Raw genomic sequence first — 22,312 nt, forward strand, 5'->3', positions numbered from 1 at the left:
GGGTGGGGGAAGGTCAGGCGGTCGGGAAAGTGGTCTTCGTCAGCTCCTCGGAGACCCGCCAGAGGCGTTCGGCGTCGTCGCTGCTGCGCAGTGGCGGGTAGAGCCGCTGCTCGGCCGGAGGACCGCCGAGGTTGCCGGGTCCGCTGGGGCCGTAGAGGGTGGCGGGTTTGGCGTCGGGGCCGGTCGCCGCCAGGAGGGCGGGCAGCTTGGCGGTCTCGACAGTGCCGATCAGGATGCCGCGGGCCGAGAGCGTGCGGATCAGGCGGACCTGGGGCGTGTCCTGGTTCCGGCCGATTTCGGGACGGGCGGCCAGCAGGCTGGTGGGAGCGACTCCGGGGTGGGAGAGGTTACTGCTGACGCCCCACCCCATGGCCTTGCTGCGCCGGTCCAGCTCCAGACCGAACAGCCCGAACGCGATCTTCGACTGGCTGTAGGCACGCATCCCGTGGTAGCCGCGTTCCCAGTTCAGGTCGTCCCAGTTGATGGTGCCGCGGCGGGCGGCGATGCTGATCTGCGAGGTCACCCGGGCGTGGCCGGCGCGCAGCAGCGGCAGGACGTGGCCGACCAGCGCGAAGTGGCCCAGGTGGTTGGTGCCGAACTGCAGCTCGAACCCGTCCGCCGTGCTCTGGCGCCGCGGCGGCTGCATCACCCCGGCGTTGTTGATCAGGAGGTGGATCGGGTGGCCCTCCTCGCGCAGCGTGTCGCCCAGGGCGGCGACGGATTCGAGCGAGGACAGGTCGAGGCTGCGCAACGAGACCTTCGCGCCCGGGACGGCCCGCATGATCGTGGTGATCGCGGCCTCGCCCTTGCGCGGGTTGCGGACGGGCATGATCACCTCCGCGCCGGCGGCGGCCAGGCGGGTGGCCATGCCCAGGCCCATGCCGTCGCTCGCGCCGGTGATCACGGCGCGCTTTCCGGACAGGGTGGGGATGGTGATGTCGATCTGCTTGCGTGGCATGGGGTTCTGCTCCTTCGAGGTTCGGGCCGTGGCACCGATCCTCGGCGGGCCGCCCGGGCGTATCCAGGACTTCCCGATCACCGGCTCGCCAGGCCGCCGCTCCGTTCCGATGGGGGGATCGGCAGGCCGTGGCTACCTCGGCCGGCAGGCGGTAGAAACGAGGCAGGTCGGAGAGGAGGAGTGTCGTGATCGATCGCACCGGGCTTGCGGAGTTCCTCCGCAACCGCCGGGAGGCGCTGCAGCCCGAGGACGTCGGTCTGCCGCGCGGTTCGCGGCGCCGGACCAACGGACTACGGCGCGAGGAGGTCGCGTCGCTGTGTCACATGTCGGTCGACTACTACTCCCGCTTGGAGCGTGAACGTGGTCCGCAGCCGTCGCCCATGATGCTTGCCTCGATCGCCCAGGGGCTGCACATGTCGCTCGACGAGCGCGACCACCTCTTCCGCCTCGCCGGGCACAACCCGCCGACCAGGGGAGCGCCGGCCGAGCACATCAGCCCCGGCCTCCTGCGGGTGCTCGACCGGCTGGACGACACCCCCGCCGAGATCGTCACCGAGCTCGGCGAGACGCTGCGGCAGAGCCCGATGGGGGTCGCCCTCACGGCGACACGACGCGCTACACCGGGCCTGCGCGCAGCTCGGGGTACCGATGGTTCACCGACCCCGATGCCCGGCGGATATACGCACCGGAAGAGCACGCGTTCCTCACCCGGATGTACACCTCGGGACTGCGCGAGCTCGTCACCGTCCGCGGTCCCGGTTCCCGGGCCGCGCACCTGGCCGACCTGCTCCTGGAGTGCAGCGGGGAGTTCCGGCGCGTGTGGGAGGACCACGAGATCGGGATCCGCCCCCACGATGTCAAGCACTTCGACCACCCCGAGGTCGGCGCGTTGGAGCTGACTTGCCAGCGGCTGGTCGACCCGGGCCAGGCCCACTCGCTGATGGTCTACACCGCCACACCCGGCAGCGAGAGCTACGAAAAGCTGCAGGTGCTGTCCGTCATCGGAGCACAGACGCTCCGCTGAGCGTGGACGCCGCGGCCGATCACGACCGGTCGGCGGCCCGCGGCGCGCGAACCGTTCCGACAAAACGTGGAATCCGGCGGTCGGCGGCTCCGTCAGTCTTCGGTGGTCCGGCGGCACGCGCCCGGGGACGATCGGCGTGGCACTTCCTTCGGCGCGGCAGGAGAACGGTCATGGGTACGTTCACGACGAACGACGGTGTGGAGCTGACCTACCGGGACAGCGGCCCGGGCGAGGACGGATCGGCGCCGTTGGTCATGTTGCACGGCTGGGGCCAGACCCAGGCCATGTTCCGGCACCAGTTCGAGCTGCTCGCGCCGCGGCGAAGGGTGGTGACGCTCGATCAGCGCGGCCACGGGCTGTCGGCCAAGCCGCACCACGGCTACCGGATCGCGCGGCTGGCGCGCGACGCCGAGCAGCTGCTCGACCACCTCGGCCTCGACCGGGCCGACGTGCTGGGCTGGTCGATGGGCGTGTCGGTGTGGTGGAGCTTCGTCGACCAGAACGGTACCGGCCGGATCCGGCGGTTCGTCGCGGTCGACCAGCCGGCCGCCGTCGCCGCGGTGCCGTGGATGAGCGCGGGGGAGCAGGCCGATTCGGGCGCGATCTTCGACGTCGGCGCGCTGGTCGCGCTCGGCGAGTCGCTGCACGGCCCGCAGGGGGGAACGGCCGGGCGGGACTTCGTGCGGAGCATGTTCTCCGGTGAGCCGGATCCGGCGGTGTGGGCTTTCGTCGAGCAGGAAATCCGGTCCACTCCCGCCTACGCCGGCGTGCCGCTGCTGTGGGACCACTGCGCGCAGGACTGGCGGGACGTGCTGCCGAGGCTGGACGTGCCGACCCTGGTGCTGGCCTGCGACGGGAGCCACGTCTCGGTCGGGTCGCAGCGCTTCATCGCCGAGCAGGTTCCCGACGCCGAACTGCACGTCTTCTCCGACGACGTCGCGAGCTCGCACTTCCCGTTCCTGGAGAACCCGAAGGCGTTCAACACCGTGGTCGAGGAGTTTCTCGACCGCCCGTGACCTCAGCAGGCTCGCGCGCTGAGGCCGCCGTCGACGGGCAAGCAGACGCCGTTGACGTAGGCGGCTTCGTCGGAGGCCAGGAACACGGCGGCGTTGGCCACGTCCCACGGGGTGCCCATGCGCCCGGTCGGGCTGGCGGCGTCCCGCCGGGCCCGCGCCCCGGGGTCGGCGTCGAGCTGGCGTCCGACCAGCGGGGTGTCGATGAGGCCGGGCAGGACGGCGTTGACGCGGATGCCGTCGCGGGCGTGGGTGAGGGCGAGGGCGACGGTGAGCTGGTTGACCGCGGCCTTGGCCGCCATGTAGGCGGGGTAGTCGTAGCCGGTGTGGCGGATCGCGGCCAGCGACGACACGTTCACGACCGCGCCGCCGCCGGCCGCGCGCAGCCGGGGCAGAGTGTGCTTGCAGGTGAGGAAGACTCCGGTGAGGTTGAGTGCGAGCGCCCGGTCCCAGGCCTGCCGCGTCAGCCCGGCCAGGCCGCCGGTCACGGCGACGCCGACGTTGTTGTGCAGGATCGTCGGCGCGCCGAGCTCGGCGGCGGTCTCGAGGGCGCGGACGACGTCGTCCTCGTCGGTCACGTCAGCCGGAACGCCGAGGGCGGTGCCGCCCTCGGCGGTGATCAGCCCGGCGGTCCGCGCGGCGCTTCCGGTGTCGATGTCGATCGCGGCGACCCTCGCCCCGGCTCGGGCGTAGGCGAGCGCCGCGGCCTGGCCGTTGCTCAGGCCGGCACCGCTGGAGCCCGCGCCGAAGACGAGGGCGACCCGGCCGTCGAGGCGACCCATGAGAACTCCCTTCACCTGTTGTCCTCATCTTCGGCGGGCGGTGGCGCGCCGGAAACCGCGTCCCGTCGTACATTCGGTGCTCGTGGTTCCACAGATTGTCGGACGGTGCGGGTGACGGACGAGGACGAGCTGCAGGTGCTGATCGACGACCTGGCCGAGGAGCTGGGCCGGTCGGTGATCATCGACGACCCGCTGGTCCGGATCCTGTGCGCCAGCCGGCACTTCGGCGACGAGGACGAGCTTCGCGTGCGTGCCGTCCTGCAACGCGATGCCGGTCCGGAGGCCAGTTCGCACGTGCTCGCCCAGGGTGTCGCCCGCTGGACCGGGCCGGGCATCGTGCCGGGCCGGGCGGACCTGGGCATGCGCGATCGGCTGTGCGTGCCGCTGCGCGAGCGCGGCGAGCTGCTCGGGCTGCTCATGGTCATCGACGCCGAGCACACGCTCACCCCGCGCGAGCTGGCGAAGATCCAGGACCGGTCCAGGACGGCCGCTGCCGTCATGCGCCGGCGCGCCCTCGCTCACTCCGCGGACCGGACGGCGGAAGCGCACTTCCTGCTGCGGCTGGTGCACCCGGACGCCGGTATCCGGGCGGAGGCGCTGGCCGGCGGTCCGGCCGAGGACGGCCCGGTGGTCGCCGTCTCACTGCGGGTGCGAGATCGCGAGCTACCGGACGCCGAATCGGACGTCGCGTTGCACATCGTCCTCGAGTCGGCCGCGCTCCGGCAGCGCCACCGGGTGCGCACCGCGGTGCGCGACGGCCACGGCACGGCGCTCTTTTCCGGTGCGGCCACCGCGGACGTCGGAGGCGTCGTCGAGCGGATGGCGGCCGGGGCCGGCCGGCTGCTCGACGTGCCCGGGGCGGTCCTCGCCGGGATCGGTGCCCCGGCGGCCGGCCTGGGTGAGGCATGGCGGTCGTACCGGCAGGCCGAGGTGGCGGTCCGGGGCGCCGGCCGCGTCCCCGGCGCGGGTGCGGTGGTGCGGTGGGCGGACCTCGGTCCGTACGCCATGGTCTTGCAACTGCCCGCCGGGCAGCCGGGGCTGCTGCCGGCGGCGTTCACCCGGCTCGCCGAGCACGAGAAGGCCGACCGCCTGCTCGAGACGCTCCGGGCGTTCCTCGAGGCGGGCGGCTCGATCCGCCGGACGGCGGACGCCCTGCACCTGCACCGCACGTCGTTGTACTACCGCCTGGACCAGATCCGCGCGATCACGGGCCTCGACCTGGACGACGGCGGCGACCGGCTGCAGTTGCACCTGTCCCTGCTGCTCACCGCCCTGGAAGCGCCGGAGCATCGTCAGACCCCGCTCGGTCGGTAGCTCGGCCGTGTCGGCCCGCTTTGCCGTCGTCGGCGGCGGCGCACCGGTGGTCCTGCCGCAGCCGCTCAGCCTCGCCCTTGCCGCTTGCCCCAGAAGTACTCGTTGGCCAGGTTCTTCTTGATCTGGTCGGAGAGTCCGGCGTAACGCGGGTCGTTGTTCAGGACGTTCTCGATGTCCTGGACCGCGTTCTGGGTCTGCGTCTTCTTCGGGTGGTCGGCGGGCAGGTTGTTGACGTCGTTCTGGAAGTCCTCCCAGCTGTGTTTCGTCTTGTTCGCGTTGCCGGGGATGTCGTTGAGGGTGTACGAGGTCCGCGGCGGGTCGTTGAGGTTGAACTTGTTCTCGTGGTGCAGCACGTTGTGGTACTCGATGACCGACTGGTTGGTGTTGCTGCCGTTGTACCCGAGCTGGTCCTGCTTGATGTGGCCCATCTCGTGGTACAGCGTCTTGTCCGGCTGGCCGGCACCGAGGTTGATCGTGCCGGACTGGTGGTTGTACCCGCCGCCGCCCTGGAGGTCGAGAGCGTCGTGGGCCTTGTTGTGCCCGAACTCCCCGGCGACGGTGTCCGCGTCGTAGCCCATGTAGTGGCCGACCGTCTTGCCGTGGTCGGCCGGGCCGAAACCGTGTGCCACGTCGGGCGGCAGGTCTTCGATCTTGGTGTTCAGCTTGACGTTCGGGTCGTCCGGGATCTTCAGGGTCTTCTGCGGCCCGTCGATGCCCAGCTCGTTCTGGTAATCGTCGTACTTGTCCCCGAACGGCCGGTTGTCGTTCGCCGGCCGGTTGTTCCCAGGGTGATCGGGGCCCGCGGGCTCGTAGTCGATGGGCGTGTGCTGGTTCTGGTTGCCACCGGAGTGCGATTGACCGCCGCCGGTGTGGTCGCCGCCGGGCGTACCCGTGCCGTGGCCGGGCGGAGGCGGGGGCGGCGGAGGTGGCGGCGCGCCGGTGGCCCCGTGCCCAGGGGGAGGCGGGGGCGGAGGTGGCGGCGCGCCGGTGTTCCCGTGCCCAGGGGGAGGCGGCGGTGGCGGTGGCGGCGGCGCGCCGGTGTTCCCGTGCCCCGGGGGCGGGGGCGGCGGAGGTGGTGGCGGCGCGCCGGTGGCCCCGTGCCCTGGGGGCGGCGGGGGAGGCGGTGGCGGTGGTGGCGGTTGCGGGGACGGGTTGGAATTCTGGACGTGGGTGGCGTCGTTGCCGGCGTTGGCGTGCGGCGGCGGCGCCGGGTGCGGTGCGGGCGTGTCGGTGTCGTCGGCCAGCTTGCTGCTGGTGCAGCCGAGGCCGAGCGGGTCGGCCTCGGACAACGGGTTGGGCACGTAGGCGATCGGGTTCGGCGCCGGGCTGAGCCCCAGCGGGTCCTGGCTGAGGTAGCGGCCGGTGCCCGGGTCGTAGTAGCGGAAGACGTTGTAGTGCAAGCCGGTCTCGTCGTCGGCGTACTGGCCGGGGAACCGCAGCGGCGTCGACACGCTGCCCGGGCGACCGGGCGTCACGCGGCCCCACAGCGACGTGGTGGCGTGCCAGGCCACGACCCCGTGGGCGTCGACCATGTCGACGGGCGTGCCGATCTGGTCGGTGACGAACGAGAAGAACCGCACCCCGGTGCCGAGGTGCTCGGTCTGCGTGACCGGGCGCGTGCTGCCGGGGTAGTGGTCCCAGGTGAGCACGAGCTCGCGGCCGTCGGCGCCGCGGTGCACCTGCTCCACGAGCAGCTGGCCGCTCCAGGTGAACGTGACCTCTTCGGCCACGCTGCCGTCGGGCGCCAGGCGCTGCTTCGCGGTGCGGCGGCCGAACGGGTCGTAGCGGTAGCGCCACTCGGCGCCCTGGGGCGTCCGGACGCCGAGGAGGCGGTCGAGCGGACCCCAGTGGTAGGTCCAGGTGCCGCTCGGGCCGCTGCGGGTGGTCAGGCGGCCCTGGGCGTCGTAGCCGAACCGGACCGGGCCCGCGGCGGCCAGCGTGTTGCCGGTGTAGTCGCGCGGTCCGAGCTCGGCGGCCGGCAGCTGCGCGTGGACGATGTTGCCTGCCGCGTCGTAGCGGTAGCTCTCGGTTCCGCTTCGCGCGGCGACGTCGGTGACGCGACCGGCCGGGTCGAGCCGGAACCGCACCGGCCCGGAGAGGGCGTCGTCGACGCCGACGAGGCGGCCGTCGGGCTGGTAGAGGTAGCCGCGCTGCTGGATCACGCGGGCGGTGTCGCGCGCGGTCACGGTCTGCCGCGTCAGCTGGTGCTCGGCGTCGAACGCCTGGGTCAGCGTGGCGCCGGTGCCGGTGGTGCGCTCGATCTCCCGGCCGGCCTCGTCGTGACGGAACGAGACCACCTGCCCGGCGACGAGCAGCGACGCCGGGGTGCCGTCGGCGTCGTAGGTCCACGCACTGTCCACTCCGGACGGAGTGTGGCGCCGGACGCTCGCCTCGTCGTAGGAGTACGCGATCGCGCGGCCGTCGACGGTTTCCCGCACGACGTGGCCGAACTCGTCACGCTCGATCTCCACCACGCTGTCGCCTTCGGTGGCGCGCACGAGGAAACCGACCGGGTCGTAGGTGTAGGTGGTCACGCCCGCGGCGGTGTGGCGCTCGACCACGTTGCCCAGGGCGTCGTAGGTGAACGTCGTGGCCGCGCCGAGGCCGTCGACCGACTTCACGAGCTGGCCGGCGCCGTCGTACTCGAAGCGCAGCACGCGGCCGTCGAAGTCGGTCTCGGAGACCGGGCGCCCGGCGGCGTCGTAGGTGTAGGACCAGGTCAGGCCCGCGGGGTTCGTCACGCGCGTCAGGCGCAGCTCGGTGTCGTACTCGTACGCGGTCCGGGCTCCGGTGGCGTCGATCTTCGCGACGGTGAGGTCGAACGGACCGTACTCGTAGCGTTCGCCGCCGTGCTCGACGACGTTGCCCTCGGGGTCGTAGCGCCACTTGTCCTGCCGGCCCGTCGGCCCGATCCGGAGGGCGCGGCGGCCCTCGACGGTCCAGTCGAGCCGGGTCCGGGCCCCGGAGGCGTCGGTGACCACGCGCGGACGGCCGAACAGGTCCCGCTCCACCGGGTCTTCGACCGGGGCCGGCGCGACCTCCGCGCGCCACTGCCGGTCCTGCCGGAACTCGACGTCCGCCGTGGAGCGCACCGCGAGCAGGTCGGGTGCGGTCCCGGCCGGGTACACCCGCCGGTGGGTCCGGGCGCCGCTGGTGACCGTGAGCGTCAGTGAACCGTCCGCTCCGGACTCGACTCCGGCGCGGGTCCCGTCCGGCCGCACGATCGTCGTGAGCAGGCCCTCCGCGGTGTACTCGAACGCCGTGGTGCGGCCGAGCGCGTCGGTGCGGGACAGGAGGCGGTCGTAGCGGTCCCAAGTGGACACCGTCGTCTCGCCGAGCGGGCCGACCTCGCGCACGACCTGGTCGGCTTCGTTGACGTGGAATTCCGTGCGGTGGCCGAGAGAGTCGGTGTAGGTGGTGACGCGGTTTTCGCGGTCGTAGGCGAACTGGCCGTCGTAGAACCCACGGTCGCCGACGGTCCGCACGCAGCGGCCTTCGGCGTCGTAGACGTAGCGGTACCAGACGCCGTTGCGGTCCTGCCAGCCGGTGATCCGGCCGTCCGCGTCGTAGTCGTAGGTCTCGGCCAGGCCCGAGGAGTTGATCACGCGGGTCAAGCGGCCGAGTTCGTCGTAGCCGAAGGTGCGGGCGAGCACGGTGAGGTTCTTCTTCGGGTCGACCACCCGGATCGCCGTGATCCGCCCGGCGGCCGAGTCGAGCTCGACCAGGTAGCCACTCGTGTGCCTCAGGAGCTTCGGTGCGCCGGACCGGTCGTACTCCACGTCGACCCGGTCGCGTCCGGCGCCGATCATCGCCGACACCGGAAGAGTCTCGCCGCCCCGGCCCGGAAGCCGGCCGAACCGCAACTCCGTGCCCCGCAGGGGATCCGTGACCGAGTACGTGCCGTCTTCGTCGACGCTCAGCGGGCGGCGCGGACCCTCCGCCGGCTGTACCGGGGAACCGACCGCGGGGAGCGGGTAGACGAGGATCGTGCCGTCGGCGCAGTAGAAGGTCGCGGTGCGCTCGTCGAACTCGAGGCGCTGGTCCACGGTGGACGTCCAGACCGGACCGAACCACTGCCCCGCGCGGTAGGTCGAGAGGTGCAGCCGCTCCAGCACGAGCGGGTCGGGCAGGCGCAGGTCCACCTGCTCCAGCACGACGGCCCCGCGCACCACGTCGACCGGGTCGGACTTGCAGACCAGGTTGTCCTTGCCGACCGCGGTGTCGCGCGGGTTGTCCGGCTTGGGGGAGGGCGGCGGCGTGTTCGCCGGCCCCTTGGTCCCGGCACCGCCGCCTCCGGGCGGGTCGCCCTTCGCGAGTGGCGGCGGGGTGCCGTGGTCGCCCGGCGTCTTCACGGAGTCGTCGCCACCGGTCTTGCCGGGCGGCGGCGTGTGGTCCTTCGGGGTGCTGTGGTCGCCCGAGGCCGACGTGCTGTCGTCGCCGCCCTTGGCCGCCGGTGGCGGTGTGTGGTCCTTGGGGGTGCCGCCGCCGTCGCCACCGGGGGTTTTCCCCGGTGGCGCCTTCGGGGTTCCGGTGATGTCGCCGACCTTGGGCGGCGGGGCGGTCTTGCCGACCTTGATGTTCTTGAGCGCTTTGCCCGCGTCCTCGAACAGCGTTCCGGCCCTCTTCAGCAGCGGCACCAGGGCCTTCAACGCCTTGACGAGCTTGGTGACCAGGTCGGTGATCTTCGACGCGGTTTTCGCGACCGCGGTGATCACCTGCGGGACGACCCAGGTCAGGCCGATGCCGAGGGTGAAGATGACCTGCAGCGCCCAGCTGATCAGGTGACCGACGAGTTCGGAGATGATGTCACGCACCAGGGTGCGGACCGCGGCCACGACCTCACCGGCGGTTTTGACGCCGCTGGAAGCACCTTCGCAGCCCTGCTGCGCGGCTTGCAGGGTGGTGGCGACGTCCTGTCCGCGCTGCCGGTAGGTGTCCGAGGCTGGTCCGGACCACGACTGCAGATCGGCCTTGATGGCGTCGGTCAGGTCCGAGGAGACGCTGCCGAGCTCTTTGGCGACGTTGGCCCAGGTCTCGGACTGGGCGGCGATTTCGTCGGCGTTGCCGGTGAGCGCGTTGAGGGCGTCCTTGAGCGGGCCGACGTGCTCCATCAACCAGCTGACCCCGGCGGCGAGGATCGCGCCGAACGGGTCCATGGCCATCGACAGGGCGTCGAGCGCCGTGCCGACCGCGCCCATCGCCACCGAGGCCCAGTCGCCGCTCTTGATGGCGGCCGAGAGATCGTTGGCGGATTCCAGGAGCGAGATGCCGGAGTAGGCCTTCGTCGAGTCCTGGGTCTGCGCGATCAACGGGTTGCTCACGTCGGCACGCTAGCAGGGGGGCCACTGCCGTGTGCCCGAACTGCGGCGTTGTCCGAATAGTCGGTTCGCCGGAACCAGGCGTTCGTGCCCAGCGGGCCCGCAGCCGCACGCCGGCAGGCGTTGAGCTAGGCCCGAAGCACCTCGAGTTCGCGCGCTGCTGCGGCGATTGCGCGCAGGACACCGATGGGGTCTTCGCCCGCCGCGTGCAGGCCCACGTGGTTCGCCCCGGCCGTGATTTCCGTGTGGATGCCGGCCGCGATGGCCGGCGCTTCGCCGTGGAACACGAGTACGTCGATCAACCGGTCGCTGAACGGGTCGGTGAGATCGTCGTCGGTGTAGCCGATGCGCCGGAGGTTGTTGGCGTAGTTGGCGATGCCGAGGATCTGGCGCAGCCCGGCCCGGCCGGTCTCCCGGGCCCGGTCGGCGTCGGCGTCCAGCACCACGCCGTGGCCGGGCACCACCAGCTTGGTGGGGCCGAGGGCTTCCCGGGCGCGGCGGGTGTGTTCGGGCGTCACCTGGAGCGTGAGGGTGCCCGCGGCGCGCTCGGCGGCCAGCCGGAGCATCTTGGGGCCGAGGGCGGCCAGCAGCACGCGGTCGGCGGGGACACCGGCCGCGGTCAGGGTGTCCAGGTAGCCGGCGACCTTCGCCACCGGTGACGTGTAGCCGGCGTTGATTTCGCGGTGGCCGGCGCCGATGCCGATGAGCAGCCGGTCCGGGTGCCCGGCCGCGATGCGGTGGTAGGAGTCCGCGACGGTTTCCGCGTCGGCCTGCCACACGTTGAGCACGCTGGTGCCCACCACGATCCGGTTCGTGGCGTCCAGCAGCCGCTCCGCCGAAAGGAGATCAGCGGTCGGCGACGCCGCCAGCCAGATCGCGCCGTAGCCGGCTTCCTCCAGCGCGACGGCGTCCGTCGCGGTCGCCTCGGCAGCGGTCAGGTAGGCGCCGAGGGGCCCGAGTTCGATGGTCATGATCACGACTACAGCACCGGCCGGCCACGTCCACCAGCAGCAACCGCTACGTGCTGCGATAAGCTGAACTTATCGTAGGTCCGGTCCGAGGCGGGGAATCATGGAGTTGCGGGCGCTGCGCTGTTTCGTCGCCGTCGCCGACGAGCTGCACTTCGGCCGGGCCGCCGAGCGGCTGCACATCGCGCAGCCCGCGGTCAGCCAGCAGATCGCCCGGCTGGAGCGGGAACTCGGGGTCCGGCTGTTCGACCGGTCGCCGCGCCGGGTCCGGCTCACCGAGGCCGGGCAGCGGGTGCTCGACGCGGCACGCACCACGCTCGCCGCGGCCGGCCAGGTGAAGATCGCGGCGAAGCAGGTCCCGACGACGGTGCGCATCGGCACCGCCGCGGGCATGACCGCCCGTCTGGAACGCGGTATCGACGCCCTGCGCGAGCGGGCGCCGGAGTTCGACGTGGTGCTGGTCGACCTGCCGGTCGAAGCCCGGATCAACGCTCTCCGGCAGGGTGACCTCGACCTGGCGCTGACCCGCGGCGTGGGCTCCGTACCCGGGCTGACGGTACTGCCGGCCTGGGAGGAGAACCTGCTGGCGGTGGTGTCCGGACGGCACCCGGCCGCGGACGGCGCTCCCGTCGGCTTGGCCGAGCTGGCCGGCGACACGCTGCGCTTACCCGCCCGGGAGCACGACCCGTCGTTGTACGACGCCGTGGTCCTGGCGCTGCGCGACACCGGCCTGTGCCCGCCGACCGGCCGGCCGGTCGGCACGCTCCAGGACACGATCGTCGAAGTCGGCTCGGATCCGCGGAGCTGGACGGTGCTGTCCGCCGACCAGGTCGCCGAGATCCACTCGACTCGTGTCCGGGCGATCCCGCTCGAACCGGCGATCACGATCGCCGGTGGCGTCATCGTCGCCGCGGATGCGGGTAACGCAGCCGAATGCGCGGTGGCGGCCTTCCGCGACGAAGTGGTCCCGCACCGTCCATAGTGGACACCGGCAACACCCTGTGGCGGCACGCTTCGCCGCCGCCGGTCACCGCAAGAGGTCCGGCCGGCTTCCAGGTGTTCTGTGGAGCCGGTCGAGAGCAAGACAGTGACACCGCCCTGGACGCCGGCCCCGGCGCGCCGGGGTCGGCAAAGCCGCGCTGTACCGGCGGTGGCGGTCGAAGCAAGCGATGCTCGCGGGCCTGATCCGGGACAAGGTCGCCGGCTCGCTGCCGCCCACCCCGGACACCGGTGCGCTGCGGACCGACCTGCGCGAGCTGTTCGCCACCTTCCGCGCTCAGCCGGCCGATCCGCGCATCACCCGGATCGGAGCCGGGCTGTTGGCCGAAGCCGAGCACGACGCGACGCTCGCCGAGGTGCTGCGGACCGGAGTGGCCGAGCCGCGCCGGGCGGCGGCCCGGGCGATCCCGCAGGCCGCGATCGACCGCGGCGAGCTCCCGCCCGGCCGGGAAGTCGAGCTGGGCACCGACCTGCTGATCGCACCGCCGGCCTTCCGGATGCTCGTGCTCGAGGTACCGATCGATGACCGGTACCTGGAAACGCTGACGCGGGCGGTCGAGGCGGCCCTGGAGGCAGCGTTCTCAGGAGCGACGAGCGGACTCCGCCCCACCTGCCGCGAGGGAACCGCGCCCCCGGGCGGTTGCGGGAGAAAACCGGCGTATCCGGCTGCGTCTGCCATGCTGACCGGCGTCGGAGCCGGCGAGAGGAACAGTGAGTGGGTACGACGGGTCTGGCGGCTCGCCTGGCCGAGGCGCGGACCGGTGCGCTGGTGGGCCGGGAGCCGGAACGGGCGGTGCTCGACCGGATGCTGTCGGGAGCGCCGGACGCTCCCGTGGTGGCCTACGTGCACGGTCCCGGCGGGATCGGCAAGTCGTCGCTGCTGCGCTACGCCGCCCGGCAGGCGGCGCTCGCCGGGCGGCGGGTGGTGCCGGTGGACGCCCGTTACCTCGACGCCGATCCGCGTCGCCTCGCGGAGGCCGCCGCCCCGGCGTGCGCCGATCCCGGCACCGTCCTGCTCCTCGACACCTTCGAGCAGTGCCAACCGCTCGAGGGGTGGCTGCGCGAGACTTTCCTGCCACGGCTGGCCGAGGGCGCGCTGGTCGTCCTGGCGAGCCGGGTCGCGCCCGATGCCGAGTGGTCGCTGGATCCCGGCTGGGCGCCGCTCTTCGCCGCACTGGCCGTGCGGCCGCTCGATGCCGTCCAGTCCGCCGCGTTGCTCGCCGCCCGCGGTGTCCCGGCCGAGCAGCGCGGCGCCTTCGTCACCTTCGCCGGAGGCAGCCCGCTCGCGCTGTCCCTCGCCGCCTCCGTGCCCGCCGAGGGGCCGGGCACGCCGTGGGAACCCGCCGGGGACGTGCTGACGACCCTGGTCGACCGGCTGGTCGGCGACGTCCCGACCACGGCGCACCAACGCGCCCTCGAAGTCGTCGCGCAGGCGTACGTCACCCGGGAGCCGGTGCTGCGAGCGGTACTGGGTGAGGCGGAAGCCGCGCCGATGTTCGCCTGGCTGCGGCAGCAGCCCTACATCGAGGCGACGCCCGAAGGGCTGTACCCGCACGACGCCGTGCGGGCCACGCTCGAGGCCGACCTGCGCTGGCGGGACCCCGAACGCCACGACGACGTCCGCGTCCGCGTCTCGGTGGCCTGCCTGCAGGCGGTCCGCGGCGCCGCCGAAGACGACGTGCTGCTGCGGGTGGCGGAGTGGATGTTCCTCTTCCGCGACCGGAGCGGCCCGGAGGACCCGTACGACTGGGGAGCGCACCGGCACGTCGAAGACCGTCCGCTGCGCCCCGAGGACGTGCCCGACGTGGTGCGGATGGCGGAGGAGGCCGAGGGCGCGGCTTCCGCGGCCGCGGCCGCGCACTGGGTGCGTCGCCAGCCGGAAGGCTTTCGCGTCTACCGGTACACGGGCACGGCCGAGCCCGTGGGGTTCATGGCCATCCTGCGGCTCGACACCCCGCTGCCCCGGGACCTCGCCGCGGACCCGGTGATCGCGGCGCTGTGGGAACACGTGGCGGCGGCCGCTCCGCTGCGGCGGGGCGAGCACGCGGGCGTCCGCCGCTTCGCGGTGCAGCCCGGCCACCACCAGCGGCCCTCACCCCTGCTGGACCTGATCAGCAGGCGCACCATCGCGGAAGAGATGCGGACTCGCGGCCGGGCGGTGACCTTCACCGTCTTCGAGGACGCCGGGCGCTGGCGGGACTACCTGGCCGAAGCCGGGCTGCGAGAGGTCGCGGCCGTGGACGTCGGCGGGCGGCGGCAGCACCTCTTCGGCCGGGACTGGCGGCGGCAGACCGTCGAGGAGTGGGTCGAGCACCGGGCTCGCACTTTGGCCGCGCCCGTGGCCACGTGGCCGGCTCCGTCCGCGGGGGCCCGGATGGCCCGCGCCGAGTTCGAGCACGGCGTCGGCGAGGCGCTGCGCACCTGGCACATCCCGGCCGCATTCGCGACCAGTGTCCTGGTGCGCTCGCACCTGGTGCCGGCCGGATCGGGCGACCCGGTGGCGGACCTGCGCGGCGCCATCACGGCCGCCCTCGACGCGCTGCCGGTCGACCCCGCGGGGGTCAAGGCGCGCGAAATCCTCGTCGCCACCTACATTTCCGCTTTCCGCACCCACAAGGCGGCCGCGCGGCGGCTCGGGCTGCCGTACGGCACCTACCGGCGTCACCTCGCCCTGGCCAAGGACCGGCTCACGGAGCAGCTGCTGGGCTCCTCACCGGGGGAGTGAGGGACGCGCTCACGCGCCGCCTTTGCGGCGGCGCGGCGCGGCCGACCGGGGCGGCGTCGAGCGCATGTGGTCGCGCACCGGGGCCAGCAGACCGGCGAGGGCCTGGACGTCGGCGCGCGAGAGCGGCTCGAACAGGAGGCCGCTGACCACCTCGACGTGGCCCGGCAGCACCTTCGCCAGCAGCGCTCGCCCGGCGTCGGTGATGGTGACGGTGACGCTCCGCTCGTCCTCGGGGGACGGGGCGCGTACGACCAGGCCCGCTTTCTCGAGCAGGCCGGCCTGGTAGGTCAGGCCGCTGCGGCTGTAGACGACGCCGTCGGCCAGGTCGGTCATGCGGTGGCTGCCCGTCGGTGAGTCGCCGAGGCGGGCGAGCAGTTGGAACTGCACGTAGCTGAGGTCGCCCGCCTCGCGCAGCTGCTGCTCGACCGCGTGCCGCAGCAGGCTGGTCACCTCGATGAGGTCGAAGTAGGCACCGAGCTGCACGGGGTCGAGGGAAGGCGGTGAGTCGGGCATGCCCGGAGTCTACTGCTTCGAATTCGAATGAGTGTGCCCGGCGACGTGGCGGGCAGTCGTGAGCAGCGGTGAGCACCGCGGAAGGTGGAGCCCGGGCCGGGGTGTGCAGCAGGGTCGCGGGCAGGAGGGCGGTGTCGCCGCCCACTGGTCCCGGTGAGAGCCGGCTCACTTGATTCGAATTCAAAGCAAGCGTACTGTCCGTGTCAGTTGCTTCGAATTCGAAGCAGGTGGACGAAGGAGAGTTCCGATGAAGGCAGTGCGCTTCCACGAGTACGGAGACCCCGCTGTGCTGCGCTACGAGGACGTCGACCAGCCGGTCCCCGCGGCCGGGCAGGTGCGGGTCCGGGTGGCCGCGACGTCGTTCAACTCCGTCGACGGAAACATCCGCGGTGGGTTCATGCAGGGCCCGATCCCGGTGCGGCTGCCGCACACGCCGGGTCTCGACGTCGCGGGCACGGTCGACGCGCTGGGGGAGGGCGTAGCGGGTTTCGCGGTGGGTGACCGGGTCGTGGGGTTCCTGCCGATGGACAAGCCCGGCGCCGCCGCGGAGTACGTCCTCGCGCCGGCCGAAATCCTCGCGGCGGCCCCTTCGAGTGTCCCGCTGGCCGAGGCCGCCGCGTTGCCGGTGGTGGCCCTGACCGCCTATCAAGCGCTGTTCGACCACGGCAACCTGCGGGCCGGGCAGCGGGTGCTGGTCAACGGCGCCGGTGGAGCGGTCGGTGGTTACGCGGTGCAGCTGGCCAAGCAGGCCGGGGCGTACGTGATCGCCACGGCGAGCCCACGCAGCGCCGACGCGGTGAAGGCGACCGGGGTCGACGAGGTCGTCGACCACACCACCACGAACGTGGCCGACGCGGTGACCGACCCGGTCGACGTCGTGCTCAACCTCGCGCCGGTGGCTCCCGAGCAGCTGGCCGCGCTGGTCACGCTCGTCCGCCCGGGCGGGGTCGTGGTGAACACGACTGTGTGGATGCCCGCACCGTCCGATGAGGACCGCGGTGTCCGCGGCATCGACCTGTTCGTCCGCAGCGACGCCGGCCAGCTCGCGAAGCTGGTCGCCCAGGTCGACCGCGGCGAACTGCGCGTCGACGTCGCCGACCGCGTCCCGCTGGCCGACCTGGCCGCTTTGCACGCCCGCGCCGCCGACGGCGCCGTGCACGGCAAGGTCATCGTCCTCGCGCCCACCGCCTGACCCCGGAAGGCAAGACCATGGCACTCAGCTTGGACCCCGAAATCGCCGCGGCACTGGCCCCGATGGCCGGCGCGATGGCCGACCTGACGCCACCGGCGGTGGGTGACGTCGCGGCGCAGCGCGCCCGGTGGGAGCCGATCATCGGCGCCGCGAGCACCGCTCAGCCGATCCCCGTCGACGTCAAGACCACGGACCACTTCGCGACCACGGGCGACGGCGCGCAGATCGCCCTGCGCTGGTACGTCAAGGAAGGGGCGGCACCCGGGCCGGCCGTGGTGTTCTTCCACGGCGGCGGCTACGTCTTCGGCCACATCGACCTGTTCGACGGCCCCGTCGCCCGCTACGTTTCCGCCGGCGGCGTGCCGATGCTCTCGGTCGACTACCGCCGCGCCCCCGAACACCCGTTCCCGACGCCGGTCGAGGACGCCTACACGGCGCTGAACTGGCTGCACGAGCACGCCGCCGAACTGGGTGTCGACCCCCGGCGGATCGGCGTGATGGGCGACAGCGCCGGCGGCGGCCTGGCCGCGGCCGTGTCGATCCTCGCCCGGGAACGCGGCGGTCCGGAAATCGCCCGGCAGATCCTGATCATGCCGATGCTCGACGACCGCACCCCCGCCCCGGACGAGCACATCGCGCCCTACCTGCTGTGGTCCTACGACGACAGCCGCACCGCGTGGCCGGCCCTGCTCGGTGACGCCGCCGGCGGACCCGGCGTGCCGCCCACCGCGGCCCCCGCCCGGCTCGAAGACGCGACCGGCCTGCCCCCGGCCTACATCGAGGTCGGCCAGCTCGACCTGTTCCGCGACGAAGACACCGCCTACGCGACGAAACTCGCCCGCGCCGGCGTGCCGGTGGAGTTCCACCTCCACCCCGGTGCGCCCCACGAGTTCGACTCGATCGCGTTCGGCTCCGACGTCGCCCGGCGCGCCATCGCCGACCGCGTCCGCGTGCTCAAGTCCCTCTGAGCCGCCGGCGAGCGTCGACGGCCCTGGTGTCGTGCGGCGGATGGCATCACCCGCCGCACGGCGCCGGAACAGCTCGGGTCAGGTGGCGATGAACTCGGTGGCGAAAGTGCGCAGGGTGTCGGCGTCCAGCGCATCTCGGAACCCGACGATCAGCTCGTCCACGCCCGCGTCGCGGTAGACCTCCAGCCGCTTGCGGATCGTGTCGACGGTGCCGATCAGGCCGTAGTCGGCCAGCTCGCCCGGGAACACCTGCGGCGCCCACGGCGGGACCGCGGCACGGGCTTCTTCGTCGGTGTCGGCGATGATGCAGTAGCTCGTCGAGGTCTTGGTGATCCGCGAGAAGTCACGGCCGACGGTCTCGCAGTGCCGGGCGAGGACCTGGAACTTGCGGTGGACCTCGTCGGGGGATTCCTGCACGTTGCACAGGTCGCCGTACAGCGCGACCAGCCGCAGCGTCACCTTCTCCCCGCCGCCGGCGATCATCACCGGCGGGTGCGGCAGCTGGACCCCGGTCGGCGAGCTGACCGCGCCGGCGGTGCTGAAGTAGTCGCCGTCGAAGGTGGCCGGATTTCCCGTCCACAGGGCGTGGATGATCTTCAGCGCCTCCTCCAGGCGCCGGAGGCGCTCACCGGCGCCGGGGAAGTCGTAGCCGAACGCCTTGTACTCCTCTTCGTACCAGCCGGCGCCGATCCCGAAGGTCAGCCGCCCGCCGGAGACGACGTCGAGGGTGGAGGCCATCTTGGCCAGCAGGGCGGGGTTGCGGTAACCGTTACCGGTGACCAGCTGGCCGAGCCGGGCCGTGCCGACTTCGCGGGCCAGCGCGGCCAGCGTGGTCCAGGCCTCGAACACGTAGGACCCGGACGGGCCGAAGGGGATGAAGTGGTCCGGTGCCCAGATGGTGGCGAAGCCGGACTCGTCGGCGACCTTGGCCAGCTCCAGGAGCTTGGCGAACGCGGCGACCGGGTCGGTGTAGCCGGCGAACTCGTGGGTCGTGCCGGTGGGCAGGTAGTAGCTGAGTTTCATGGCAGGTCAGACCACCGGCGATCCCCGAAGGAATCGACACCGGACCGATTCCTTTCCGGACCCGGCGAAGTCCAACCTGCCATGACGACGGACTCTTCGCGGCGCCTGGTGCTCAGCACCCTGTCGTCGCTCAACGGCGTGATCGGCGAACCGATGGCCTGGGCCGGACCTCACTTCGGCCCGGGCAGCGCGACAGCGTCGCTGACGGCGCTGCGGCGAAGCTCGGCGATGCTGATGGGCCGTCGGACCTACGACCTCTTCTCCCGGCAGTGGCCGGACACCCCCGGCGACTACGCCGCCCACCTCAACGCCATGCCGAAGTACGTGTTCTCCCGGACGCTGCGGGATCCGAGCTGGACCAACACCACCGTGCTCGGCGGCGACGTCGCCGACACCGTCGCGCGGATGAAGCGCGAGCCCGGCGGGGATCTGGTCGTCTACGGGCACGGCCGGTTCGGGCGGACGCTCACCGCGGCCGGACTGGTCGACGAGCTGACCTTGACCGTCGTGCCCGTGATCGTCCCGGACGGCGAGGCGTTTTCCCGTCCCGGCGACGCACCGAGCACGTGGGAACTGCTCGACGCGGGGCCGGGCGCCGATCCGGGTCTGGTGTCGCTGCGCTACCGGCCGCGACGAGGATGACGGACATGGCGGAGTCGTGGGACGACCTCGAGAGCTACCGGCCGGAACTGGTGGCCTTGTGCTACCGCATGACGGGCTCGGCGCACGAGGCCGAAGACCTGGTGCAGGAGACCTACCTGCGGGCGTGGCGCGCCCGCGCGTCGTTCGAGGCACGCTCGGCGGTGCGCACGTGGTTGTACCGGATCGCCATGAACGTGTGCCTCACGGCGCTGAACGGGCGGGGCCGCCGGGTCCTGCCGGCCGGGCTCGGTACCCCGGGCGAGGACCCGGACGTCCCGTTGCCCGCGGCCCAGGCCCTGTGGCTCACCCCCTGGTTCGGCGACCCGGCGCACGTGGCCGAGCAGCGCGGGATGCTGCGGCTCGCCCTCGTCGCCAGCGCGCAGCACCTGCCGCCGCGGCAGCGCGCGGCGTTCCTGCTGCGCGAGGTGCTGGCCATGCCGGCCACCGAGATCGCCGAGGTGCTCGGCACGAGCGTGCCCGCGGTCAAGAGCGCCCTCCAGCGTGCCCGGTCCCGGCTCGACGAGCTGGCGCCGTCGCCGGAGGAGATCACCGAGCCGGACTCGCCCGCGGCGCGCGACATCCTGAACTCCTACATCTCCGCTTTCGAGACCGCCGACATGGTGGCCCTGACCCGGTTGCTGCGCGACGACGCGACCCTCGAGGTGATCCCGTCGGGGTTGTCGCTGTCCGGAAAGCGTTCCTGCGTACCGTTTCTGGCCGAGTACGTGCTCACCGCACCCGGGCTCTACCGGATGTTTCCCACGGTCGCGAACGACCAGCCGGCCGCCGTGGCCTACTACCGCGCGCGGCCCGACGCGCCGTTCCGGCCGTTCGGGCTGGCTGTGTTGACCAGCGACACCACGCACCTGGTCTCGATCACGACCTTCCTCGACCCGGAACTGGTCGCCGCGGCGGGCTTCCCGGACGATCCCGGCCGGATGCCGTGACCGCGAGGCGGCGCGCGCCCGGGAAGATCATCCGCCGGGCTCGGCCCGGTAGCTGCCGGGGGTGGTCGCGTATTCCCGTGCGAATGCCTTGGCGAAGGCGAACGGGGAGCCGTAGCCGACGGCGTCCGCGACGCGGGCCAGCGTGTGGTCGGTGGTGCGCAGCAGCTGGGCCGCGGTGGTCATCCGCCAGCGCGTGAAGTACGTCAGCGGAGGTTCGCCCACCACGGAGGTGAACCTGCGGGCGAACGCCGCCCGTGACAGCCCGGCGACGGCGGCGAGCTGCTGCACCGTCCAGGCTCGGCGGGGGTCGGCGTGCATGGCCGCCAGCACCGGGGAGATTTCGGGGTCGCTCAACGCGGCCGACCAGCTCGTCGTGCTGTTCTCTGCGCCGGCCATCCAGGCGCGGATCAGGTAGACCAGCAGAGCGTCCACAAGGGACGGTGCCACGGCGGCGGCCCCGGGTGGCGCCTCGTGCAGCTCGGCGCCGAGCAGGTCCACCATCGCCCGCAGCCCCGGATTCCGGCCGGGCGCGGCCGGCAGGTGGACGACCTCCGGCAGGTCTCGCAACAGTGGATGCGGGCGGCGGCGCATCAGCTTGTACGCGCCGCACACGATCGTCGACCGAGCCCCGGATCCGGGCAGCGTGAACCGCCCGAACGAGCCGCCCGGCCGGTCCCGAACCGGGGCGAACGCGGTCAGGGGCGCGTCCGGCGCGGAGACGATCGCGTGTGGAGCACCGCGGCCGAGCAGGACGACGTCCCCGGGGCCCAGCTGAACCTCCGCGAAAGCCGTCCCGTCCAAGGGAACCAGCCGGCAGCTGCCCTGGAGGACGACGTGGAAGGCGGCGCCCAGGACCTGGTCGAAGCGCAGCCCCCACGGCGCGTGCACTTCGGTGAGGGCGGCGACCGGCCGCCCGACCCGCATCGCCGTCAGGATGTCGGCCAGCACGTCCACGCCGGCAGTCTACGGTGTCGAGACGCTGAGACAAAGAAGTGCGACTTTCGACCATTTCCCGTCTCTTCAGCTCGCCATAGCGTGGTGCCATCATCCACTGATCGTGAACGGGAGACGATGATGAAGACGGTATGGGTCGAAGGGGCCACCGGAAAGGCGGGCAAGCGCGTGACCGCCGCGCTCGCCGCGGCGGGTCTTGCGGTGCGGGCGGCGAGCCGGCATCCGGGAGTGCCCACCGCGAACGTCACCCCGGTGCCGTTCGACTGGGCCGACGAGTCCACCTGGGCCGGTTCGGTCGCCGGCGCGGACGCGCTGTTCCTGAAGGGACTCGACGTCCTGGACGACGCGGCCTCGGTGATCGCGCGGCTCATCGCCACGGCCCCGCGGGCGGAGCACGTGGTCCTGATGTCCGCCTTCGGGGTCGACAAGGCGCCGGCGGCCGCTCCGCGCGCCCGGGTCGAACAGGCGGTGCGGGAGTCCGGCCGGAACTGGACGATCCTGCGTCCCAACTGGCTGATGCAGAACTTCGACGAGGACGACGCGGTGTACGCCAGGGCGATCCGCGACGACGACGAGCTGTACGCGGGAAGCGGCACCCACCGTGCGGCTTTCGTCGACACTCGCGACGTCGCCGACGCGGCCGTCGCGGTGCTGACCACCGACGGCCATCACCGCCGCGGCTACGACCTCACCGGGCCCCGGTCGCTGACGTTCGCGGAGGTGGCCGAAACCCTGTCGGCCGCGTCGGGGCGAGCGATCCGCCACGTCGACGCCGATCTCGAGACGCACCGGGCGCATTTCGCCCGTTCCGGTCGCCCGGACGCGTGGGTCGAGCACATGATGGAGCTGTTCGCCTTCGTGCGCGCCGACGTCTTCGACGGCGTCACCGGCGATGTCCGGCGGCTCACCGGCCATGCCCCGCGTTCGCTGGAGGACTACGCGCGATCAGCGTGTTCGTGTCCGTAAGCTGGG

The 22,312-nt window shown here is 72.5% G+C and carries 16 protein-coding genes and 2 pseudogenes; 11 read left to right on the forward strand and 7 right to left on the reverse strand.

The genetic code is table 11. From position 1 onward, the window contains the following. Window positions 1–13 precede the first annotated feature (13 nt). Entirely contained in the window at window positions 14–958 is a 945-nt protein-coding gene (locus AA23TX_RS33755; protein WP_155546754.1) for an SDR family oxidoreductase, read from the reverse strand. 185 nt (window positions 959–1,143) lie between these two features. Here AA23TX_RS33755 and AA23TX_RS33760 point away from each other — a divergent pair. After that, window positions 1,144–1,982: pseudogene (locus AA23TX_RS33760) on the forward strand (helix-turn-helix transcriptional regulator). A 170-nt stretch (window positions 1,983–2,152) separates the two neighbouring features. Beyond that, on the forward strand, window positions 2,153–2,998 hold the full coding sequence (locus AA23TX_RS33765) for an alpha/beta fold hydrolase (protein ID WP_155546755.1): 846 nt from the start codon (window positions 2,153–2,155) through the stop codon (window positions 2,996–2,998). Between the two features lie 2 nt (window positions 2,999–3,000). Here the strand turns inward: AA23TX_RS33765 and AA23TX_RS33770 are convergent, their stop codons facing one another. Then, window positions 3,001–3,777 carry an SDR family NAD(P)-dependent oxidoreductase gene (locus tag AA23TX_RS33770; protein WP_155546756.1) on the reverse strand — a complete coding sequence of 259 codons (777 nt, stop codon included), beginning with the start codon at window positions 3,775–3,777 and terminating at the stop codon, window positions 3,001–3,003. A 105-nt stretch (window positions 3,778–3,882) separates the two neighbouring features. Here AA23TX_RS33770 and AA23TX_RS33775 point away from each other — a divergent pair, with 105 nt between their 5' ends. Next, window positions 3,883–5,091 (forward strand): PucR family transcriptional regulator, encoded by a 1,209-nt coding sequence (locus AA23TX_RS33775; protein WP_155546757.1) that lies wholly within the window; start codon window positions 3,883–3,885, stop codon window positions 5,089–5,091. A 65-nt stretch (window positions 5,092–5,156) separates the two neighbouring features. On the opposite strand, the gene AA23TX_RS33780 is transcribed toward AA23TX_RS33775, so the two are convergent. Together AA23TX_RS33780 and AA23TX_RS33785 are read right to left on the reverse strand one after the other, a co-directional pair. After that, a complete protein-coding gene (locus AA23TX_RS33780) occupies window positions 5,157–10,412 on the reverse strand; it encodes an RHS repeat-associated core domain-containing protein (protein WP_155546758.1) in 5,256 nt (1,751 codons plus the stop codon). 125 nt (window positions 10,413–10,537) lie between these two features. Further along, window positions 10,538–11,380 carry a TIGR03620 family F420-dependent LLM class oxidoreductase gene (locus AA23TX_RS33785; RefSeq protein WP_155546759.1) on the reverse strand — a complete coding sequence of 281 codons (843 nt, stop codon included), beginning with the start codon at window positions 11,378–11,380 and terminating at the stop codon, window positions 10,538–10,540. 100 nt (window positions 11,381–11,480) lie between these two features. Here AA23TX_RS33785 and AA23TX_RS33790 point away from each other — a divergent pair, with 100 nt between their 5' ends. From AA23TX_RS33790 to AA23TX_RS33805, 3 genes and pseudogenes are all read left to right on the forward strand, one after another. After that, window positions 11,481–12,359 carry a LysR family transcriptional regulator gene (locus tag AA23TX_RS33790; RefSeq protein ID WP_155546760.1) on the forward strand — a complete coding sequence of 293 codons (879 nt, stop codon included), beginning with the start codon at window positions 11,481–11,483 and terminating at the stop codon, window positions 12,357–12,359. 187 nt (window positions 12,360–12,546) lie between these two features. Continuing rightward, window positions 12,547–12,873: pseudogene (locus tag AA23TX_RS51050) on the forward strand (TetR-like C-terminal domain-containing protein); the annotation flags it as partial. A gap of 218 nt (window positions 12,874–13,091) precedes the next feature. Continuing rightward, a complete protein-coding gene (locus tag AA23TX_RS33805; RefSeq protein WP_230862865.1) occupies window positions 13,092–15,101 on the forward strand; it encodes an AAA family ATPase in 2,010 nt (669 codons plus the stop codon). A gap of 9 nt (window positions 15,102–15,110) precedes the next feature. Here AA23TX_RS33805 and AA23TX_RS33810 read toward each other — a convergent pair whose 3' ends face one another. Then, window positions 15,111–15,614, reverse strand: a complete 504-nt coding sequence (locus AA23TX_RS33810; protein ID WP_155546762.1) for a MarR family winged helix-turn-helix transcriptional regulator — start codon at window positions 15,612–15,614, stop codon at window positions 15,111–15,113. A gap of 247 nt (window positions 15,615–15,861) precedes the next feature. On the opposite strand from AA23TX_RS33810, the gene AA23TX_RS33815 reads away from it, so the two are divergent. Both AA23TX_RS33815 and AA23TX_RS33820 read left to right on the forward strand, forming a co-directional pair. After that, a complete protein-coding gene (locus AA23TX_RS33815; RefSeq protein ID WP_155546763.1) occupies window positions 15,862–16,806 on the forward strand; it encodes an NADP-dependent oxidoreductase in 945 nt (314 codons plus the stop codon). 17 nt (window positions 16,807–16,823) lie between these two features. Next, the gene (locus AA23TX_RS33820; RefSeq protein WP_155546764.1) at window positions 16,824–17,774 is read left to right on the forward strand and encodes an alpha/beta hydrolase; all 951 of its coding nucleotides are present in this window, start codon (window positions 16,824–16,826) and stop codon (window positions 17,772–17,774) included. Between the two features lie 78 nt (window positions 17,775–17,852). Here the strand turns inward: AA23TX_RS33820 and AA23TX_RS33825 are convergent, their stop codons facing one another. Further along, window positions 17,853–18,797, reverse strand: coding sequence for an LLM class F420-dependent oxidoreductase (locus tag AA23TX_RS33825; RefSeq protein ID WP_155546765.1), 945 nt, complete (start codon window positions 18,795–18,797; stop codon window positions 17,853–17,855). 81 nt (window positions 18,798–18,878) lie between these two features. Between AA23TX_RS33825 and AA23TX_RS33830 the strand changes: the two genes are divergently transcribed. Together AA23TX_RS33830 and AA23TX_RS33835 are read left to right on the forward strand one after the other, a co-directional pair. After that, on the forward strand, window positions 18,879–19,439 hold the full coding sequence (locus AA23TX_RS33830) for a dihydrofolate reductase family protein (RefSeq protein WP_155546766.1): 561 nt from the start codon (window positions 18,879–18,881) through the stop codon (window positions 19,437–19,439). A gap of 5 nt (window positions 19,440–19,444) precedes the next feature. Next, window positions 19,445–20,386 (forward strand): RNA polymerase subunit sigma-70, encoded by a 942-nt coding sequence (locus tag AA23TX_RS33835; protein ID WP_230862866.1) that lies wholly within the window; start codon window positions 19,445–19,447, stop codon window positions 20,384–20,386. A gap of 27 nt (window positions 20,387–20,413) precedes the next feature. Here AA23TX_RS33835 and AA23TX_RS33840 read toward each other — a convergent pair whose 3' ends face one another. Further along, entirely contained in the window at window positions 20,414–21,340 is a 927-nt protein-coding gene (locus AA23TX_RS33840; protein ID WP_155546768.1) for an AraC family transcriptional regulator, read from the reverse strand. 120 nt (window positions 21,341–21,460) lie between these two features. Here AA23TX_RS33840 and AA23TX_RS33845 point away from each other — a divergent pair, with 120 nt between their 5' ends. Beyond that, window positions 21,461–22,306, forward strand: a complete 846-nt coding sequence (locus tag AA23TX_RS33845; protein ID WP_196425654.1) for an NAD(P)H-binding protein — start codon at window positions 21,461–21,463, stop codon at window positions 22,304–22,306. Window positions 22,307–22,312 lie beyond the last annotated feature (6 nt).

The sequence above is a fragment of the Amycolatopsis camponoti genome, assembly GCF_902497555.1.
GTDB classification, from domain to species: Bacteria; Actinomycetota; Actinomycetes; order Mycobacteriales; family Pseudonocardiaceae; genus Amycolatopsis; species Amycolatopsis camponoti.

Bases quoted from the DNA above. Each gene is read 5' to 3' on its own strand.
- AA23TX_RS33810 (WP_155546762.1), bottom strand. From the start codon at position 15,614: ATGCCCGACTCACCGCCTTCCCTCGACCCCGTGCAGCTCGGTGCCTAC.
- AA23TX_RS33765 (WP_155546755.1), top strand. From the start codon at position 2,153: ATGGGTACGTTCACGACGAACGACGGTGTGGAGCTGACCTACCGGGAC.
- AA23TX_RS33755 (WP_155546754.1), bottom strand. From the start codon at position 958: ATGCCACGCAAGCAGATCGACATCACCATCCCCACCCTGTCCGGAAAG.
- AA23TX_RS33830 (WP_155546766.1), top strand. From the start codon at position 18,879: ATGACGACGGACTCTTCGCGGCGCCTGGTGCTCAGCACCCTGTCGTCG.
- AA23TX_RS33835 (WP_230862866.1), top strand. From the start codon at position 19,445: ATGGCGGAGTCGTGGGACGACCTCGAGAGCTACCGGCCGGAACTGGTG.
- AA23TX_RS33815 (WP_155546763.1), top strand. From the start codon at position 15,862: ATGAAGGCAGTGCGCTTCCACGAGTACGGAGACCCCGCTGTGCTGCGC.
- AA23TX_RS33820 (WP_155546764.1), top strand. From the start codon at position 16,824: ATGGCACTCAGCTTGGACCCCGAAATCGCCGCGGCACTGGCCCCGATG.
- AA23TX_RS33825 (WP_155546765.1), bottom strand. From the start codon at position 18,797: ATGAAACTCAGCTACTACCTGCCCACCGGCACGACCCACGAGTTCGCC.
- AA23TX_RS33790 (WP_155546760.1), top strand. From the start codon at position 11,481: ATGGAGTTGCGGGCGCTGCGCTGTTTCGTCGCCGTCGCCGACGAGCTG.
- AA23TX_RS33785 (WP_155546759.1), bottom strand. From the start codon at position 11,380: ATGACCATCGAACTCGGGCCCCTCGGCGCCTACCTGACCGCTGCCGAG.
- AA23TX_RS33770 (WP_155546756.1), bottom strand. From the start codon at position 3,777: ATGGGTCGCCTCGACGGCCGGGTCGCCCTCGTCTTCGGCGCGGGCTCC.
- AA23TX_RS33845 (WP_196425654.1), top strand. From the start codon at position 21,461: ATGAAGACGGTATGGGTCGAAGGGGCCACCGGAAAGGCGGGCAAGCGC.